Consider the following 18,943-nt stretch of genomic DNA (forward strand, 5'->3'; position numbering starts at 1 on the left):
GATGAACTAACCCGGCAATTGACCGCACAAGGCGTAATGCTTGGTGGGGGTGTAGTTGTAGCGATAGCTCTCGGTGTTATCGACCGCTTGTCGCTCGGAGTGAACCTGCAGGTACTGATGACCAGGGACGTCATGGAAGACGAGCGCGTTGAAGTTTTTCAGCGGGTCTCCCTGGAAGATGCATGACTTGATTCCGCCCTTCTGATTGTTCATCGGAAGTTCGAGCGGCGGCATGTTCTTCGAGTTGTAGACGCTGCCGACGACGATCGGCCGATCGATGTCGCCATCTTCAAACGCGACGATCACCTCGTGGCCAATTCGAGGCCAGAAGAAAGCGCCCCACCGCGGACCGGCCCAGACCTGGCCGACGCGAATCCAGCACGACGCGTTTTCATTCTCGATGTCGCTGCGGTCCCACGCAAATTTCACCTTGATCCGGCCATACTTGTCGATGAAGATCTCTTCCTTTTCCGGACCGACGACCCGGGCCGACTGCATGCCCTGGATCTTGGGACGCGGCGTGACCAACTGTGGGCGAAACTGTACCGATTTTGGTTGGCACAGCATCTGGTTTTCGTAGTGCAGGTCGGTACCAAGCGACGCGTCGTTGGTGCGATAGTTGACGTCTACCTTGGCGTCATGTTCGACTTCCAGCAGTTGATACTCGTCATCGGCGTTCGGATGACGCAGCAGCGTAAACAGATAGCCCGGCATCAAACGGGGAATGTCGCTGTTCCCCTGGCAGCGAACCGCCGTCGTCGCAATCCGCTGTGCGTCGATCTTGGCCGATTCGTCTCCGGCGCCCTGCGTCTTGCCGAGCTCGTCGCTTTGGTCGCCGCCGCCGCCATTGACGTCGTCAAACCAACCGGCATAGCCCGAATGGAAGACATACGACTCGCGACGCTCGTCCGGCAGATCGCTGACGGCATGCAAGTCATGCTCGGCCAGACCACAATTGACCGTTTTTACAATGTCGGCCGAGGCGTCCAGATCTTGACCAGTCATCTGGAACGCGATATCCCGCAGCGCCACCTTCTTGGTGGTGATCCGCTGCTCCCGTCGCCAGGTGTAGACCCGGTTCTCGGGGCGAACGCCGCCGATCACTTGTTCGTAGATCAGCGCACTGATGCCGTCGATCGACTTCTGCGTGACCGTCTGGTCGCACAGGATCATCGTGAGTTTATCGTTCTCGTGATGGAAATAGAAGTAGATGCCAACTTCTTCCATCAGGCGCATGGCGAAGTCGAGGTCCGACTCTTCGTACTGCACCAGGTAATCGCGATGGGGATAGTTCGTCTTCAGTAGAATGTCGACGTCGTAACCGGTGAATACCTCTTTCAGCACCTGCGGAACGGTCATCCGCTGGAAGATGCGGCAGTTGCGGGTCAGCCCCATCAGCCAATGCTTGGGCGCGAGGGTCGCTTCATATTGCGTGAATTGATCATCGCGGCTCACCTCGGCGAAGGAAGTGAAGATGCCGTGGAAGTATCGCGTCGTCAGCCCCGAAAAGTCGTCAAGCGACACCTTCGCCGGCTTGCCCAAGACCTTGGAGAAATCGATATCGCCGGTCGGGCTTCCCAGCAGCGTCAACTGAAATTCGTACAGTTGACTGACCGCTTCTCGACCGCGAAATGCGGAGATCGCCAGCGAAGTCGGCCCCAACGGAGTTTCGACGCGCAACGGGCGATTCGAGGCGTCAAAGAGTTCTGCGAGATCCACTGCGGACGTACCTCCGACCTAAAAACCGATTGCTAGCACGTCTTCTGCTTCGGCATTTGCCGCCCGATCCATTTGCACAACGTCGGGGAGGGGAGAAGAAAAACCTCGCTACCTGCGTAGTCCGTAACAACTCTATGGGTTAGCCGGCTGTAGCGATCCGGCGAGTTCCAAGCGAGACGACGACCGCGTCAATTGCAGCGATTGCCCACCAGTCAAAGCGTTACAAAAAGAATACCGGCAACTCACTTGCCCCGCTTTGATGTTGATGTAGAGTTGCATGGTTTTTTTCTGCAACATACCCTGAGGCGAAACGGCAACGTCATGACTCGAGGCCGCAATCACCAAGCGAGTTCCCACACCCCAGCTCGTGGGGAACATGCAGACCAGCAGCGTTGGCATACCTTCGACGCGCCGCGGCGAACCGATTGGAAACGGCTGCAACTCCCATTTTCGATCGCGTTTCTCTCGGTCTTGATCCTGGTGATCTTGTGGGCCAGCAGTTGGTTGCGCCCACCGCGCCCGACTCGATTCATCTTGGCTGGCGCCGGCTACGAGACGAACCTGTCCGTTCCGCACAACGCTCTCGGCTGGAATGTGCTGGTCGACTTGCAACAGGTTTCCAACGACGCCCAGACGCAGCGCTATTGGGGGCATCGTTTGCTACGTAGCGGCGACGGACCGCAGCGGATGCAGATTGGCTGGCGTCCGAAGTTTGACGATGTTGACGAAAACAACGTCGTGCTGATGCTGACCGGGCACGGCTTCATCGGCGAGAAAGGGCCGGCGTTGTTGCCGGAGGACGTCGATCTGTCGGAGCGGCCGCAAGCGATCAACATCTCGGACATCATCGCCGATCTGCAGAAACTGCCGGAGGCGACCAAAAAGCTGCTGATCATCGACAGCTGCCGCACGGTCGTTGCGCCGCGACTGGGTCTGCTGACCAACAACTTCTCCGATGCGATGCATGGCCTGGACGCCGAGATCCGTAAGGCGCCCAACTTGACCGTCGTCGTCGCCGCCGATGTCGATCAGCGCGGTTTTAACTATTACCAACAACATCGGACCGCGATGGGGCACTTCGTCATTGAAGGCCTCCGCGGCGCGATCACCGACAGCGATGATGACGGCCGAATCGACGCCGGCGAGCTGTTCGGCTACGTCGACCGCGAACTGATGCAGTTTGCGGCGGCCAACTACGATCGTCGTCAGAACGTCTTGATGCTGCCGCTGGGCGAAGAGGGAGAAAAGCGGGCCGACGCATTCGACTTGGGCGTGCTTCGCTCGGAATATACGCCTTCCAAGGCCCCCACGCCGCTGCCGGTCAGCGAATGGGAGTGGATGACCGAGTTTTGGCAGCAACAAACCGCTTTGGCGAAGGCCCAGCCCTCAGTCCTGCAATACGCGCCCCACATCTGGCGTCGCTATCAAGAGACAGTGCTGCGAATGGAATCGCTGTTGATCGCCGGCGACATCGCCAACGCTTCGCGGCTGCGCAGCTCGGCCTCGGAATTGATCAGCGCGCTGGAGAACGATCGGCAGTTGCCGCTGCAATCGCAAGACCTGTCGCTGTCGTGGCGAGCGGCCGCCGGTTGGCGGCAACCGTCGCAGGAAGCGGTCTCTTCGGCGGCGACCTTGTTGACCTCCACGGCCCCACAAGACGTTCGCGCCACCTACGACCAAGCGGCCCAACAACAAATCGCCCTTGGCGTTCCCGAGACTTCCTTCGCCGACGCGCTCCGCCGCGAATTGCTGCTGCGAGCGGCCGAAGACCCGATCCGCCAATTGCAAAAGAACTGGAAGGTAATCGGCTCGGTCGGTCAGTCGCACGAGACCGGTCCCACCGAGTTGGTCTTCGTCGATTTGCTTTGCCAGCAGATTGACATTGCCAAGCTGACCCCCGCCGACGCAGAAGCGATCGGCCACGCCATCAAGACGAACCTGCTGGCCGAACAGGCGGCGACTTCAACCGCGCTTTGGAGCGAGCCGTTCTCGTCGCAAGTTGACGCCGCCGACCTGGAGCGGCGATTGGGGCAAGATCTACTTTTTATCGACTCGGCGTCTCGCGCGAAATCGATCGCCCATATCGAAGCGGCCGAGAAGGCCTATACCGCCATCACCAACGACGTCGCCATTTTGGTGCGAGCGACGGAAGCTCGCAACATCGCCTTTTCCGAGCTCCCCTACTTCAACCTCTGGACGCTCGCCACTCCGCCGGAATCTGGCGGCGAAGGGATGAAGATCCAGGTGATGACGTTGTGGGAGTCGGCGCATGATCTCGATGACCAGCTGAACGGCGTCGTGTCCGCGCCCAAGATTACGGACGAGATGCTTTCAACCCTGGTTGGACAGACGACCAAAGTCGAGCAAGAGCGGCTGGCCCTGACCAAGCAGTTTGAGCAGGAACAATCTTCCGCGTTCGTCGCCGATCCGAGCGAGTCGCTGCGCCGTTTGAGCCAGGCGTTGTTAATGCCGGCCCAAGACGCCGAATCGCGACGAAAGCTGCTGATCGCCTGCATCGACGCAACCAGCGCCGAAGTAATCCGCGGCAACCAGCCCGCTCCGTCGGTCGTCCAGCAAGAGAAGTTCGCCAAGATCGACGCCGCCCGCGCCGGTCACCTGGTGCTGTCGCAGTTTGGCCACACCTGGTTTGATCAACTGAATGGTTCCCGCAATGACGCCTACATGGTCGCCAACCATCGCTTGGAGGTGTTTGGCGTCGAGCAGGTTTGGCGTCAAACGCTGGCCGAACTAGGCGCCGATTACGCCCAGAAATGGCGCGAACTGATCCAGTTGAACACCCGAATCGATCGCGACGACATGGACCTGGCGATGATTGATCGCGTCGCCTCGCAGTCGCGGATCATCCCGGCCGACGTCACCGCGGTCGACAACGACGCCCGCGACGCCCGCCACGCTACCTTGGCCGAAGCGGCGCTGTTGTTCGCCGGCCGAGCCTGGAACGAACACTGGGACGATCAAGGACAAACCCCGTACTACCTACGAGCCGCAAAGCTGCTGACGTCCGACGCGGTTCGCTTTGGACTGCATCCGAAAAAGATGTCGGAAGAAGCGGCGCCCTGGCAGAAGCCCGGCGACTTCGCCCTTACATCGACGCCGCTGCGGAACTGGACGACCGAAAGCAACGAGCGATACCACTTCGATTTGAAAATCGTCGGCGTCAATCCGCCGCATGGCATTCCCCGATTTGGGTTCACCACCAACGGGCTGCTGCATTTGGCGGTCGACGACGATGCGATGCGCGGTATTGAGTGGGCCGGCAACTCGCAGGGAGGGATCGACGTCCTGGTAGAGGCCGATCTGACCAAGATCGCCAGCGGCGACAAACCTGCCGAGTTGGACGCCATGGTCGACGGGTCGGTCTTCTTTCGCGGACATATCTCGACCGCCAATACCAAAGTGGTGATCCATCGCCGTCCGTCAAACCAACTAGTCAACAACCCGGCGCCTAATGCCGCCAACCTGGCGATCGTCGCTTCGCCGGAACTGCATCAGCAATATGGATCGGGGGACGCTGCGATCACAATCGTGCTGGACGCCTCCGGCAGCATGGGAGCGCCCGCTGGACAGCCGTTCGGCCCGCAAACCAAGTATGCCGAAGCGGTTCGCGCACTCGACCGCCTGTTGGAGACGATTCCCAACGGCACGCAAGTCAGCGTCTGGACGTTCGGCGAAGCGATGGGATCGCAGAAGACCGTCGTCGAAGCGGAACGGACGATCGAGCAACTCGTTCCGCCGATCATCTGGAACAGCAAAGACAAGTCGCAATATCAGAAGCTGACCCATGCGATCGCCTATCCGCAGGTCGAACCCTGGAATGAGTCGCCAATCATGCGAACCATGATCGAAGCCAAGGCCGACTTGGCCGGCGTCAATGGTCCGCGGACGATGCTGGTGATCACCGACGGCGCCGACAACCGCTTCGCCAACGATTCGACCGTCAATCCGACCGGCAAGAGCGTCGCCGAGGCGTTGTTCGACATCTTCGACGGCAGCGGCATTTCGATTCAGGTGGTCGGCTTCAAGGTGGTCAGCGCCGAAGCGGCCCTGGCGCAAAAACAATTTGAACTAGTCGAACAGCTCTATCCGCCGGGCGGGTTCTACATGATCGACCGGGTCGAAGCGCTCGAAGCGCATCTGGCCAACGTGCTGAGCCGTCGGCTGACGTTCGTCACCGCCTCGCCGCAGCAGCGGCAGCCGGGTCCGGAACACCCGATTGGCGATATCGGCGGCGGGCAGATCTGGTTGACGCCAAATCTGAAACCAGGGCGTCTGGCGGTTGAAACGCCGGTCGATCCATCGCTGGCGCCGACGCTCAACCTACAGCGGGGCGACTTGATGCTGCTGCAACTGACGTCCCAAAAAGACAAGCTGTCGCTGCAGACGGCCGACTACCTGGGCCAACGTTTCCCCCATCGTCCTACGATGGAATCGTCGGGCTGGAAATCGGCGCTGCTGCAAAACCGCATTGACGGCAACCAACTGGAACTGACGCTCGGCATGCAGCAACAGGCGCTACAGTTGGGGGACCTGGCGGTAATCAAACCGGCGCGAATTTGGATTAGCGTCGGCCGCCCGGACGGGCAATACGCCGCATCGAGCGTTATTCGCCAGGAAGGCTTTCCGATGGCGACCTATGGCGTCACCGCCCCCGATTGGCCAATCACCGGAACCGTCGCGACTCCTTCGGTCGGCGTCTGGTGGACGGTTGAAGACGACAACGTCGGTTTCGTCTTGCGACAAACCACCGACTATTCGGCCTTAGAAGCGATTGAAGGTCAATCGGTCGAAACAGGCGCCGGGCAAGTGCGAATCTTAGGCGCCAACGTCGAGCAGGCGCAGTGCATGGGCCCGGACGGCCAACTGGCGACCGTTCGCCGGTTGGCGATCCGCACGCAAGCGGCCCCGGGTGAAATCGTCTGGTGCGAGCCGGTGGGATATCGTCCGGAAGGAAGCGAAATCAAAGCGTTCTGCGACATTGGGGCCGCGACTTCCTACTTCTGGCCGCTGCCGGAAGGGAACGTCGACAGCATCGTCGCCGGTCTCCGGGTCATCTCGCTGAAAGACTTTCGGCGGCATGCCGAGAACCGAGGCCAATACCTTCAATTCAACGAGTTGGCCGCCCCGGCGACGCGCGATTTCGCGCCTCGACCGGCGCTGCGACTGACCGGCGATGGCAACTAGCCCAAGGAGCATGACGCGTGAATCCATCGGCTGAAACTCCGCTGTGGCGACAATTTGATCTGCGTTCTCGTAGCGAAGCGACGAATCCGGGTACTCGGTTCTCGCAGCGAACCTTGATTGCGCTGGCGATCGCGCTAGGCTTGCTTGGCGCGATGGCAGGGGCGCTCGCATGGTTCCGCGCTCAGCCGCACACCCATTTTGTCGGCTGCATCGTGACGCGGTTCGGCCAGTTGGACGTTCAGGATCGGACCGCTCACGACGCCGATCTGCGAGCAATGATCGCGGCTGGCTACATTCACGACACCGGCAAGGCGTCGCGAGGCGTGATGCATCGCGGAGAACTGATCGAGCGTTTCCTCAACCTCCGCAAATCGGCCAAGAACGAAACGGTCGTCGTCTATCTCTCAAGCTACGCCACGCTGCAAGAGGATGGGGACGTTAGCCTAATTCCGAGCGACTGGGATTTGTCGGACGGCGGCGCCTCGCTGGCGCAGTTGATGTCGGCGCTGCGCGATTGCCCCGCCGAGCGGAAATTGCTGCTGCTCGACATTACTCCTTTTTCGCTCAGTAAGAACGAAGCGACCGGCGTGCCAACGGCGGCCCATAAGATCATCGAGCAGTTGAACGACCCGAATCTGGCGGTCCTGTTTAGTTGTTCGCCGGGGCAATTGCCGCAGCTAGACGAATCGCTGGGGCGTTCGTTGTTCGGCTACTACGTCGAGACCGGGCTGCATGGCGAAGCCGACGGCTGGGGCAGCTATGCCGATGGCCGCGTCATCGCCGAAGAACTAGGCGAATACGTCCGGGCTCGCACTATCGAAACCAGCCTGGCGACGACCGGCATCCTGCAGTCTCCTTACCTGGTCGGCTCGACGAATCGCGCGTGGGAGCTTTCGAGCGTTGGCGCCGAGCCGGTCGCTCCGCTGGTCGAAACCGAGCGTAAATATCCAGAATGGCTGACCAAGGCCTGGAACTCGCGCGATACGTTGCTGCAAGCGGGCAAGGATCGGTTCGCCCCTGGGGCGTTTGATCAGCTCGACCGCGTGCTGCTGCAATCCGAGCGACAGTGGCGACTGGGCGACGACTCCGACAGCTTGCAGCGCAACTTTGAACTGGCCAACCACTATCTCACGCGGCAGCTCGATAATTTCACCGCCGTACGGAAAGAGTTTCCCAACGTTTCGCTCTCCGACTATCGCCGCGAAGGCTTGACCGTTACGCCCGAGGTCGCCGCCGCGATCACCTCGTATTTCATGTCGCTGGACGATCTGGCGGCCCTGCCGACCGATCAGAAGATCGCCGCGGTCAAGAAGATGCAGACCGAGCTGCAAGCGAAGTTGAAATCGGCCAGCCGCATGGAAATCGCCTTGGCGATCGACGATCAGCTGCAACAGCAAGAGAAGTTCGATCCAGGCACGTTCCAAGCCGCCTCGGATCTGTTGCAACTGTGGGAGCCGCATCCCCAGCAGATTGAAGAAGCGTACTGGCTTTGGCTGGCCCGTATGCCGGCCGGCAACGCCAACGCCCTGCGTTTCTATAACTGCGTCACGCAGCAACAGGAAGTGTCGTCTCGGTTAGAGCCGCTACCGTGGGTTATCAGTTCGCTGAACAAGGCCGACAAACCGCTACACGCGGCGAAGGTCGGCTTGACCTATCCTGGCTACCTGCCGCCAAGTTGGAATGCTGAACAATTAAGCGCCGCGCAGCCGCAATTCGACCGCATGGATCAATTGTCTTCACGATTGGCGACCGCCTATGACATCACCCGCCGCGGCTATCGTCTCCGCTGGTTGATGGCCGAAAGGGCGGCGGTCGATCCTGACTCGTCGGTCACGATTCAGTCGGCGCTGCAGCATATCGATTTCTTGATGTCGCGGTTCTCGCTGCAAACCGGGCCGGTCTCAGAGTCAGAAATTCAAGGCGAAATGGCGCTGGTCGACCAAGGAATCACGATCTCGGTACAGTTGGGGAAGACGCTCGACGAGTTCTCCGAGTTGCCGACCGACTCCCAGATTACGCAGTGGATTTCCGATCTCACCAGTTCGCAGCCGACGGTCTCCGCCTATCGTGAGGCCGCCATGTTATTGCGCGCTCCGTGGGTTCCGGTCGCCAAGCGAGCCGAATTGTGCGCCGCACTGCACAAGGCTTCGTTCACGTTGACCACCAACGTGCTCAACGCGCCGTCGCCGACCTACCGCGAAATTGATCTCGAAGCTCATGCGCGAATCGATTCGCGATTGGCCTGCTATCTGCATGGTTTTTACTTCACCCAAACGCCTGGCGAGATATCGGCGGCGCAAGAATCGAAGGCGGCGACCGCCGAGAAGTCGGGAATCGGTCCTCGCTGGCAACAGCTCTTTCAACTTCAGGCCGACTACCGGCTGTCGCAGATGAAACGGATGCATACGGCGCTTGATGACGGCATCTTCGATAGCGTTCAGCGCCGCTTGGCGCTGGTCGCTACCAGCCCCAACTACCAAATCTCCAGCAGCATCGGCCAGGTAACTTCCAACCACGGTCGCACGACGATTGAAGTCGACTATCGCGTGATGTCGGCTGCCGAGCATGACAAATCGCCGCAGATCGACGTCGTCTCGCCCAGCAACTTTTTGAAAGCGAGCGTCGCCGCCGCAATCCCCGATCGGTCGGCGACGATCATGGTGCAAACGACGCCAGAGGCGACTCCATCGCAGCTGGCCAGCGCCGAAGGCGTGATGATGACGTTCGCGACTTCGCTCGGCACGATCTTCCGCCCGATTCCGCTGCCGCCGTTGTTCGATCATGAGTTGGAGTTGCTGGTCGCCCAATCGGCCGATGGTCCGCAAACGCCCCTCTCAGAGATCGACCTGCGTCCGATCGCCGGTCGCCAGACGCAACATTGGTTCCTCCGCAACGTCACCGATAAGCCGCTGAGCGTTCAACTGCAAATCACCGCCGGCGAGGTCTATCAGCAGAAGCTCGACATCCCGGCCCGCGGCGTCGCGCCGATCGTCATTGCCGGCAAACCGATCGCCGCTCCGGCGGCGCTGCCGACCCTTCCCGGCTCGATTGTGATCGACGCCACCGCAGCGACCGGCGGCGATTCGCTACTGCACCAAGAGCTGCCGGTCCGCGTCTTGCCGCCGCGCAGCTATGTACAAATCACCGACATGCTATGCGAATACCGTCCTGGCGGCGCTCGCATTACCGCGATGCTCGCCGCGACCGACTTCCCGAGCGGTCCCCCTTCGACCGCGACGATTGAAATTACGCCGCAAGAGTTTCCCGCGCTGGTCAACATCGTCGGCGGAGTCCTCAGCACGACGCTCACCGGCGACGACCAACAGGTGCAACTCTCGGCCGATCTCCTCCTGTCGCCGACTGCCAGCCAAAGCGGCCAGTGGCGGATTGCGGTCGACGGCTACTCCGAGGCGTTCCGTTTCGACGGCATCGTGCCGACCAGCTCCGGCCTTTCTAGTCCGCATGCCAACGACAACCCAGACATCCGCCTGCAAACGCCGGCGATGCTGCGAACGGGGCAGCCGTTAGAAGCGCTGCTGATCGCCGAGAGCGCGCCGGAAGGCGCCTCGTTGGTCGCGCAGCTTGGCATCCCCAATGCCGCTGGATTCTTGGCCGAGCGAACCGTCACCTGTCCCACATCGCGGCAGTCGACCGTCGGGTTCTCGCCGATCGATCCGAAAGGCGCTATCCAGTGGACCGCTCAACTGACCAACTGGGACGTTCAGCTCGACACGACTGGCATCGTCGGCCGTCGCCGCGTCCGGCTGCAGATGCTGGATGCCGATGGCGACGTGATCGACGAGGCGTGGCAATCGATCGTAATCGACGACACGCCGCCGCGCAGCGTTCGCTTCACCACCAATCCGGCGCTGGTGCAGGCCAAAAAGCCGGCCACTTTTGTCGCGACTGCGTTTGACGGCGAAACCGGCGTTTCGCAAATGCAATTGTTCGTTGGCGAGCCGTTTGACAACGCCATCCCGAAGGACGCCAAGCCGGTCCCGATGGTCTTGGGTAAGGATGGCAACTTCTCGGCACAACTGACGCTCAACGATCTTGGCCGCAACAACGTCACCGTCATCGCCACCAACGGCGTCGGCATTCAGGCGTTCAAAACGACGTCAGTCGTCGTCGTCGACCAACTGCCGCCGCCAATGGCGACGATCCGCGGTACCGTCTTGGAAGCGGGTCGCCCGCAGCCCGGCTTAACCGTCACGCTCTCTGGCGCCGACGGCAAAGCGATCAAGACCAGCGAAACGAGCCCTGAAGGAGACTACGTCTTCGGCCAGCTAAAACCAGGCGCCTACAAGCTGTCGGTCGAAAAAGCGGCTGCCGCCCGCAACGCCAAAGCGGACGCCGTCGGCAAGCCGGATCAAACGACCACCGTCGATCTGAACCTAACCTTGCAATAGTAGACCGAAGCGCAAGCGAGGGAAAAGCATGCGCAGACGGCACTTTCAAATGAGCGAAGAAGCGTCCGCCCTATCAAATAGAAAGCGATCATTGATCGCGGCTTGTGCTTAGCTCAATCGCCAGCGCCCAATCTCGATTCCACCGTGGCCGGCCATCCAAGACGCGTTGAATGGGCATCGTCTGCCGGCATACGCATGGCTTTCCGTAAGGATCTCGACCGCCAACCCTGGCGATCGTCGTCTCGAAATGCGTTTCGTCCGCGGTTAGCTGAAATTCTAACTCAAACGGAGCGAGTCCCAGCGCGCCGATCCAGGTGACGCCAAGAATGTGAATGCGAGATTCGCCGCACGCATCAATCTGTTGCTCGATGACGCCATCCGACCACCAGCCGCCAAGTTCGTCGGGACCAGACGCCAGACATTCGCAGAGATACCACTCTAGCAGCGACGCGATTTCCGCTTCGATCGCACGGTCGCTTGGCTGAAGCGCGGCCGGGTTAATGGGCCATTGGCGAAGCGCGGTGGCGAGACGAGCCTCGGTGTTTGAATATCGGTTTGGCGGTGGTTGGTTGTTGCAGGCTTTCGACCCTAACGAGTTAGCGACCGCATTTCCCTTGCTTGGGCTGCTGGCTACTATTTTTTAGAACCACCAAGTGACGGCCATTAAGACGACGAAGACGACCGCCATGAAGCCGATGATCCAGAGGGCCGTGTCCCAGGCATGTTCCAGGATCGGCGCCCAGCGTTCGTGGCGTGTGGCGGCGTAGACCAGGCTGACCACCACGATCAACGGAATCGCGTACAGCAGTCGCGCGGCAGGCAGCGCCGCCAAGGTCGGCAGGAATGTAAGTAGCGAGAACATGGTCGTTATCCCTTAGCTGTCTGCCGTAGCGGTTTTCTCATTGGCCGTCTCTTGATCCGCAGGGGGCGGATTCTCCTTGCTCTCGCGCAAGCGCCGCTTCTTTTCTTTCTCGGGCACCACAAACACCGGTCCGGCATAGGCGTCGAAGATCACCAGGATGTTCAGCAACCCGGCCACCATGGTGTACAGAGTTCCCATCTCAAACCGGTAGCCATATTCGCTATGGAGCTGGCCCAGTTCGTTATCATTGGCTGGCGGGGCCATCAGCGGCACGCCGAAGATCTCTAGCGGCGGCTTCCGGTCTTTGACTAGATAGGCCTGGTACAGTGCCGGCGCCGCTGGCAAACCGACCCCGATCTGACAGAGGTAGGGCAACCGCTTTTCGCTCATGTCCCAGCGGGCGTAAACGACCCGTCCCCCGCCCATCGACAGGCCGACGAAGAAGGTGAACAAGATGCAGACCCCGAACAGAATCCCTTTGCCGGTCCGACCTTGGTACAAGTGGCCAGCCCCAGGCAACAGCCAAGCGAACAGCAAGGCAAGCTCCGGATTCTTTAGATCGACCTGGACCGGAGCGAAGCGGTCTTCGCCGGCAGTCGACGGTTCGTCAGCCATATCGTATCCAATGGGGGGAAGACAACGGGAACAATCCCACAATCTTAGCCAAATTGACGCCTGAAGATAGGGCAAACCGGCCCGCTTGGGCTTCGCTGGGGGGATCCTAAAATTAGAACCAGGGGCCGATTTGACCAAGTTTTCTGGGAAACCTTCCAGATCGATCAAAATTTTCCTTTGCTTTTTGTTGGTGGGGGCTCATTTAGACATAGATGCCCCGAATATCGATTCGCTCGCTTTTTCTTAAACCATTATGAGCCAACAACCAACGAACAAAACGCCGCCGGCTGGACCGCTGCAGCCGGATGAATTCGTTCGTTTGGTCATGGAAAACGAGGGACGGATTTTCGCCTACGTCGTGTCGATTCTGCCCGGCTCGCCCGACGTCGAAGATATCGTGCAGGACGTCATCACGCTGATGTGGGAGAAAATTGATGACTTCGAGCGGGGGACCCATTTCGGCGCGTGGGCTTGCCGGATCGCCTATTTCAAAGTGCTGGAACTTCGCCGCTCGCACGGCGTTCGCCGCGCCTTCTTCCTCAGCGACGAGCTGCGCGAATCGCTCGCCGCCGACGCCGTCGAAATCTGGGACGATCTAGCCCAGCAATCGTCAGCCCTCGAGAAATGCTTGGACCGGTTAGACGACGCCGATCGCCAGATGGTGCTGAAACGATACGGAACCAAGGGGACGCTGAAAGAGACCGCCGCCTTGTTGGGCAAGTCGGAAGTGACCGCGCGGAAGTGGATCCGCCGCGTGCTTGCCCGGCTCGAAAAATGTATCGCCTTGCGATTGGGGTTAGAGCTATGAGCAAACCTCGCATGCTGGAACTGCTGACCGAGTTCGACGCCGGGCTGCTGTCTGACGCGCAAACGGCCGAGTTGGAGCAACTGCTGATCGACAATCCCGATTTGCGCAAGTCGTACCTGCGACGAATCGCGGCCCGTACGCAGTTGGTGATGATTGCCCGGCGGCGGGCCCAGCAAGTCGACCAACTGCCGGAAGAAGCCTGTCCGCTTCCGCCGGCCGACAACGTTTGGCCTGTCGCTTATTGGATTGCGGCGATCGCGGCCAGCTTGCTGATCGCGGCGACGCTCGGGAGCGTCTTCTGGTATTCAGAACAGCTGCCACCAGACGACTCGCAACTCGCCGCGACGACGCCGGCGGCCGCTTTGGTAACCAATTTGGCCGACAACTGGTGGGGCGCCGCCGAAATGCGGGCCGATCTGGGTCAACCGCTGCAAGCGGGCGAAAGCCTCTGGCTGGAATCGGGACTTGTCGAGCTAACGCTCGCTTCTGGCGCCGTGATCACCATGGACGGAGCCTGCCTGTTGCAAATCGCCGACGACAACAGCATTGTGCTTTCGCACGGTACGGTTCATGCGCTAGTCCCGCCCAAGGCCCGCGGGTTTGCGGTGAAGACCGAACAGGTTGAGATCGTCGATCTGGGCACAAGGTTCACCGTCTCGGTCGATCAACAGCAAGCGGTCGAAGTGCATGTGCACGAAGGGAGCGTCGAGCTACGGCGCAACGGTCCGCTACAGGAGACGCCGCTAGTCGATCAAGTCGAAGCAGGCGCCTCGGTGTTGTTCGATCCTGAAACGTGCGACGTTGCGCCGCTCGAGCAATTCAGGCCGTTTCAAAAGATCTCCCCGCCCGACGGCAAACATATCGCCTATACCACCCGCGTCGGTACCCGCGGCAATCAGGCGTATGCCGGCAAGGTTGGCCATGACTTTTTAGTGCACGAGACGATCGAAGTCACGCGACTGGGCGTGTTTGATAGCAACTCGGACGGCTTGCATGGTCTTCTCTATTGCGAGATCTGGCAGCGAGATGATCGAGGAACGCCGCTCGATACGCGGAGTGACTTTGGCGTCGCCATGGCGGCCCGGATTCCGTTTACACCGGTCGATCCCGGCGAACTGATCGAGTCGAATCGGTTCAAATCGCTTGAGGCGCCGCTGACGTTGCCGCCGGGCTCCTACACGATTGTCGCCTTTGGTTTTAGCGAAGCCGATCCGATGGGCAACGATCGAGATCAAGTTGGCGTGCAGCGAAACCGCAAGACTCGCGACGACGCCAACGGGGCGATCTCGTTTGTCGGGACGAGTCGCTATGGCGACAGTACCGAAGGCCCGCACGCCTTTCCGGGCAAGGTCGACAAGTACTGGGCCGATCGCTACTCGGCCGGCACGTTTGAGTACCGGCTGCTCGAGCCGTTCGCGGACCAAGACGAACCGCGCTGATAGAGCAGGCGTCACAAGAGCTCGGGCCAGATCGAATCGCTGACGAGCAAACCGGCCCGGGTCAAACGAATCCGCTCACTAATTCGCTCGATCAAGCCGTGGCTTTCCAGATCGTGCATTGGCTGCGCGGCGAGCTGATCGACCTCAAACCCGGTCGCCGCCGCGAAGTCGGTCGGGTCGATTCCTTCCAACCGCCGCATGCCGAAGATCAGTCGTTCGCGGGCCAACTCTTCCGGCGTCAGCTCTTCCGCTTCAGCGACCGCCGACTCGCCTGAGAGCATCTTTTGGATGTAGCGGGTGGTACTGCGATGATTCGTCTCGCGGCGACCGCCGACATACCGCGCGGCGCCAGGACCGAATGCGTAGTAGCCGCCGCCGAGCCAGTAGTTCTCATTATGGGCGCAGCGACAATCTGGCCGGGCGAAGTTCGACACCTCGTAGTGCTCGAACCCGGCAGCGCTCGCCATTTCGATGCCGGCCAGGTACTGCTCGCGCTGCACTTCTTCGTCGACTTCTTCCAGATCGTCATGCAACAGACGATTCCAAAAGGTCGTTCCTTTCTCGAAGGTCAACCCGTAGGTCGACAGGTGATCGGCGCCCAAGTCGATCGCCTGGCGCACATCGTCGCGCCACATGTCGACCGTTTCGCCCGGCGCGGCGAAGATCAGATCGATCGCCAGGCGGTCAAACTTGGCTCGCACTCGCTGGGCTGCGTCGATCGCATCGGCGGCGCGATGATCGCGCTCGAGTAATTCCAACTTGGCATCCCGAAACGACTGCACGCCGAGACTGATTCGGTTGACTCCATACTGCGCGAGCAGGTCGAGCTTCTCGTCGCTGAGGTCAGCCGGGTTCGCCTCGACGCTCCATTCGTAGCCTTCGGCCGGCGGAAAGCGATCGATTGTCAGCTTCAGCAGTTGTTCCAGATGTGGCGTCGGTAAATGGGTCGGTGTGCCGCCGCCGTAGAAGATCGTGTCAACCTGGTGCGGAGCGGCGACGGTTTCCATCTCACGCTCGATCGCGGCGAGATAATCGCCGATGAGATCGTCGCGTCCGGCGACCAACGTAAAGTTGCAATAGCCGCAGCGTCGCAAACAGAACGGCACATGCACGTAAACGCTGTGCGGCGTTTGTGCGGCGGCCGGAGAAATCAGTTTGCGGGTCATAGCCACAGCTGGAGTCGCCCGTCGAGCAGGTCGGGAAGCTTCTCTTCGACGTAGTTCTTGATCTGGCGATCGTTGTAGCGAACGCTGAAGTGCCCGGCGATGATCGTCTTGTTCTTGAACTGGTCACGACGTGCGACAATGTCGTCGAGATGGGTATGCCCCATCTTGTGGATTTTTTCGCGACGATGATCGGGTGCCAGGAAGGTCATCTCCAGGATCAACGTTTCCGCTTCATAAAACGCCGGGCAGTCGTCGAGCGCCTCGGGGCGGCTGTCCCCCAGGTAGGCGAGCTTCGGCACCCGATACTCGTCGGTCACTTCGACGCCGGAGAGGCGAATGTCGCGGATCTTATCCCCCGGCAGCTCCGCATATTCCGGCTTCAGCTTCCGCCGCCGCTGCCAGACGATGTAGCCAACCGACGTGACGGTATGCTTAGTGGCGACCGGGGTGACGACTAGTTCCCGCGACAGTTCGATCTCGTCGCCTGGATTGACGCCGATCAGTTCGCACGGCATTCGCCCGCGATCGAGTCGCTGGAACGAGTTGAGCATCTGCTGCACGCCGCCGATCGCCGACTCGGGTAGATAAATCGTCGGCGGGTCCATCTTCATCATCCGCCGCCGCGAGACGTAAACCGGCAGGGCCGCGACGTGATCCAGGTGGGTATGGGTCACCAGCGCTGTCGGAGTCCCCATGAAGTCCCACGGCTGCAGCCCCAGGTCCAGCAGCAGTTTCATCTCCGGCACGCGCCAGTACGACTGCACCGCGGCCCTCGAGAATCCCTCGATGGTGAGGTCGCCGGAAGTCATTTTGCGAACGGGTGCGTTCTCGAACATGCACAAAAGCGCCGAGCTGCGGAAAGATGGAAAACTCTTCAGTGTAACGCCTTACGGCGACGATCAACAGATCCCAGCGCGGCCCGAAAGGTTCGCGTGGGGGGGTGAAATCGAGTTATTCCGCTTTGGCAATCGCCTGTTTCGCCTGCTGGGCCTCGGCGATTCTCTGGGCGACGTGCCCCAGCTCCAGCTCACGCAGAAAGTCTTCCATCGTGGCGTAGATCTCGTCGCTAAGGAATTTAACCGCCCAATTGTGCTTCAGCGGGCTGATCATCAGCACCACTTTGCCGGCCCGGTACGCCTCCCAGATTTCGATGGCGGTCCCCATCGAAGCCTCAGGGATGTAGGCGACCACGACGTCGACTTCGCCGCACATCGCGTTGTGCCGCAAAAAGACGCCGCGACCTTGCTCTTCGGTGTAGTCGAGCGACCCGCTGTGGTCGGCCCAGGGATCGTAGATGTCAGCGCCTGGAAAGTGACGCAGCAAGATCTCTTTCAGCTGCGATCGATAGTCTTGGCGATGCACCAGGCTACCAACGTGCGAACCTTGCATGATCCCGGCGAGAAAAAATCGCATCGCGTATCCAGCGTTTGAGCCATCGACAATCGACCAGGCCGCCCCCGGTCCGCTCCTTCTTAAAGTACAATATCAGGCCGATCGTTGTCGACCGCCGCACCTTTGCATCGGAACCGCGCCCATGGCCTCTGTCGCCGCAAATCGCCCTAAATCTTTAAAATTGGTGAAACAACTGCTGGCCATCCCCGGCGGCAGCGGGCGTGAGAAACAGGTGGCCAAGTTCATCAAGGCCGAACTGCTGGCCGCTGGCGCCGAGGAAAGCTGGTTCCGCCTCGACAAAGCGAACAAGCTGGGTCCAATCGACGACGCCGAAGTGGGCAACTTGGTGGTCACCATCCCCGGCACGATCGACGCTCCGCGGCGATTGCTGATGGCGCACATGGATACCGTGCCGCTGTGCGTCGGCTGTACGCCGGTCAAAAAGGGAGAAGTGCTGGAGTCGAAGGAGAAAGACCTGGGACTTGGCGCTGACAACCGCGCCGGCTGCGCCGTGGTGCTCAACGCGGCCTGCGAAATCTTGCGCAAAAATCTGCCGCACCCGCCGCTGACGCTGCTGTTTACGATTGAAGAAGAGATCGGTCTGCATGGTGCCCGAAACTTGCAGACGTCGCTACTAAAAAAGCCGGCGCTGGCGTTCAACTGGGATGGCGGATCGCCCACCAAGTTAACGGTCGGCGCGATTGGCGGCTATCGCTTCTTTATCGACGCGCATGGAATCGCCAGTCATGCCGGCGTCGCGCCGGAGCGCGGCGTCAGCGCCATCGCGATCGCGGCGCTGGCGATCGCCAAGTTGCAAAAAGGGGGTTGGCTTGGCAAAGTCACGAAGCGCAAGAAGAGCGGTTCGGCCAATGTCGGCGTCGTAACCGGCGGCGCAGCGACCAACGTCGTCTGCGACCTGGTGAAGATCAAGGCCGAAGCCCGCAGCCATGACCTGACGTTCCTCAACGAAATGGTCGCCCAGATCGAAACCGCGTTTCACGACGCGGTCAAAGAAGTGAAGAACATCGACGGAGAAACGGGCTCGGTCGAGATCACCGGGCGTCTCGACTACGAACCGTTTCGCCTAGCCGACGACGACCCGTCGGTCGAAGTCGCGCAGCAAACGATCGCGGCCCTGGGCTACGAGTCGGAACTGGCGGTCGCCAACGGCGGACTCGACGCCAATTGGCTCTTCCGCCATGGGATTCCGACGGTGTCGTTTGGCTGCGGTCAGCGAAACCCGCACATGTCGACCGAACAACTCAACATCGAGTGGTTCCATCAGGCCTGCGATATCGGCCTGAACATTGCGGTCGCCGCCGTGTAGCGCG

The 18,943-nt window shown here is 60.5% G+C and carries 11 protein-coding genes; 5 read left to right on the plus strand and 6 right to left on the minus strand.

Annotated elements, in window-relative coordinates; translation table 11 throughout:
• Positions 1–6 precede the first annotated feature (6 nt).
• Complete coding sequence (locus Enr8_RS00355; protein ID WP_146428643.1) at positions 7–1,719, minus strand: type VI secretion system Vgr family protein; 1,713 nt, start codon at positions 1,717–1,719, stop codon at positions 7–9.
• 321 nt (positions 1,720–2,040) lie between these two features.
• Between Enr8_RS00355 and Enr8_RS00360 the strand changes: the two genes are divergently transcribed.
• Both Enr8_RS00360 and Enr8_RS00365 read left to right on the plus strand, forming a co-directional pair.
• Positions 2,041–6,921, plus strand: coding sequence for a vWA domain-containing protein (locus tag Enr8_RS00360; RefSeq protein ID WP_146428644.1), 4,881 nt, complete (start codon positions 2,041–2,043; stop codon positions 6,919–6,921).
• Between the two features lie 17 nt (positions 6,922–6,938).
• Positions 6,939–11,330 carry a carboxypeptidase-like regulatory domain-containing protein gene (locus Enr8_RS00365; RefSeq protein ID WP_146428645.1) on the plus strand — a complete coding sequence of 1,464 codons (4,392 nt, stop codon included), beginning with the start codon at positions 6,939–6,941 and terminating at the stop codon, positions 11,328–11,330.
• Positions 11,331–11,970: 640 nt separating this feature from the next.
• Here the strand turns inward: Enr8_RS00365 and Enr8_RS00370 are convergent.
• Both Enr8_RS00370 and Enr8_RS00375 read right to left on the minus strand, forming a co-directional pair.
• Positions 11,971–12,192 (minus strand): hypothetical protein, encoded by a 222-nt coding sequence (locus tag Enr8_RS00370; RefSeq protein ID WP_146428646.1) that lies wholly within the window; start codon positions 12,190–12,192, stop codon positions 11,971–11,973.
• A gap of 12 nt (positions 12,193–12,204) precedes the next feature.
• Positions 12,205–12,807, minus strand: coding sequence for a DUF6677 family protein (locus Enr8_RS00375; protein WP_146428647.1), 603 nt, complete (start codon positions 12,805–12,807; stop codon positions 12,205–12,207).
• A 253-nt stretch (positions 12,808–13,060) separates the two neighbouring features.
• On the opposite strand from Enr8_RS00375, the gene Enr8_RS00380 reads away from it, so the two are divergent.
• Both Enr8_RS00380 and Enr8_RS00385 read left to right on the plus strand, forming a co-directional pair.
• Positions 13,061–13,615 (plus strand): sigma-70 family RNA polymerase sigma factor, encoded by a 555-nt coding sequence (locus tag Enr8_RS00380; protein WP_146428648.1) that lies wholly within the window; start codon positions 13,061–13,063, stop codon positions 13,613–13,615.
• The gene (locus Enr8_RS00385; RefSeq protein WP_186767347.1) at positions 13,612–15,054 is read left to right on the plus strand and encodes a FecR family protein; all 1,443 of its coding nucleotides are present in this window, start codon (positions 13,612–13,614) and stop codon (positions 15,052–15,054) included. The genes Enr8_RS00380 and Enr8_RS00385 overlap by 4 nt, the downstream gene beginning before the upstream one ends.
• A gap of 11 nt (positions 15,055–15,065) precedes the next feature.
• On the opposite strand, the gene hemW is transcribed toward Enr8_RS00385, so the two are convergent.
• The 3 genes from hemW to Enr8_RS00400 form a co-directional block, all read right to left on the minus strand.
• The gene (gene hemW, locus Enr8_RS00390) at positions 15,066–16,220 is read right to left on the minus strand and encodes a radical SAM family heme chaperone HemW (RefSeq protein ID WP_146428650.1); all 1,155 of its coding nucleotides are present in this window, start codon (positions 16,218–16,220) and stop codon (positions 15,066–15,068) included.
• Positions 16,217–17,056 carry an MBL fold metallo-hydrolase gene (locus tag Enr8_RS00395; RefSeq protein ID WP_146428651.1) on the minus strand — a complete coding sequence of 280 codons (840 nt, stop codon included), beginning with the start codon at positions 17,054–17,056 and terminating at the stop codon, positions 16,217–16,219. Before Enr8_RS00395 ends, hemW begins: the two co-directional genes overlap by 4 nt.
• 115 nt (positions 17,057–17,171) lie before the next feature.
• Positions 17,172–17,633: a TIR domain-containing protein gene (locus Enr8_RS00400; protein WP_146428652.1), complete on the minus strand. Its 462-nt coding sequence runs from the start codon at positions 17,631–17,633 to the stop codon at positions 17,172–17,174.
• A gap of 163 nt (positions 17,634–17,796) precedes the next feature.
• Between Enr8_RS00400 and Enr8_RS00405 the strand changes: the two genes are divergently transcribed.
• Positions 17,797–18,939, plus strand: a complete 1,143-nt coding sequence (locus tag Enr8_RS00405) for a M20/M25/M40 family metallo-hydrolase (RefSeq protein ID WP_246119897.1) — start codon at positions 17,797–17,799, stop codon at positions 18,937–18,939.
• The last annotated feature ends 4 nt before the right edge of the window (positions 18,940–18,943 follow it).

The sequence above is a fragment of the Blastopirellula retiformator genome, assembly GCF_007859755.1.
In the GTDB taxonomy this organism is placed as follows: domain Bacteria; phylum Planctomycetota; class Planctomycetia; order Pirellulales; family Pirellulaceae; genus Blastopirellula; species Blastopirellula retiformator.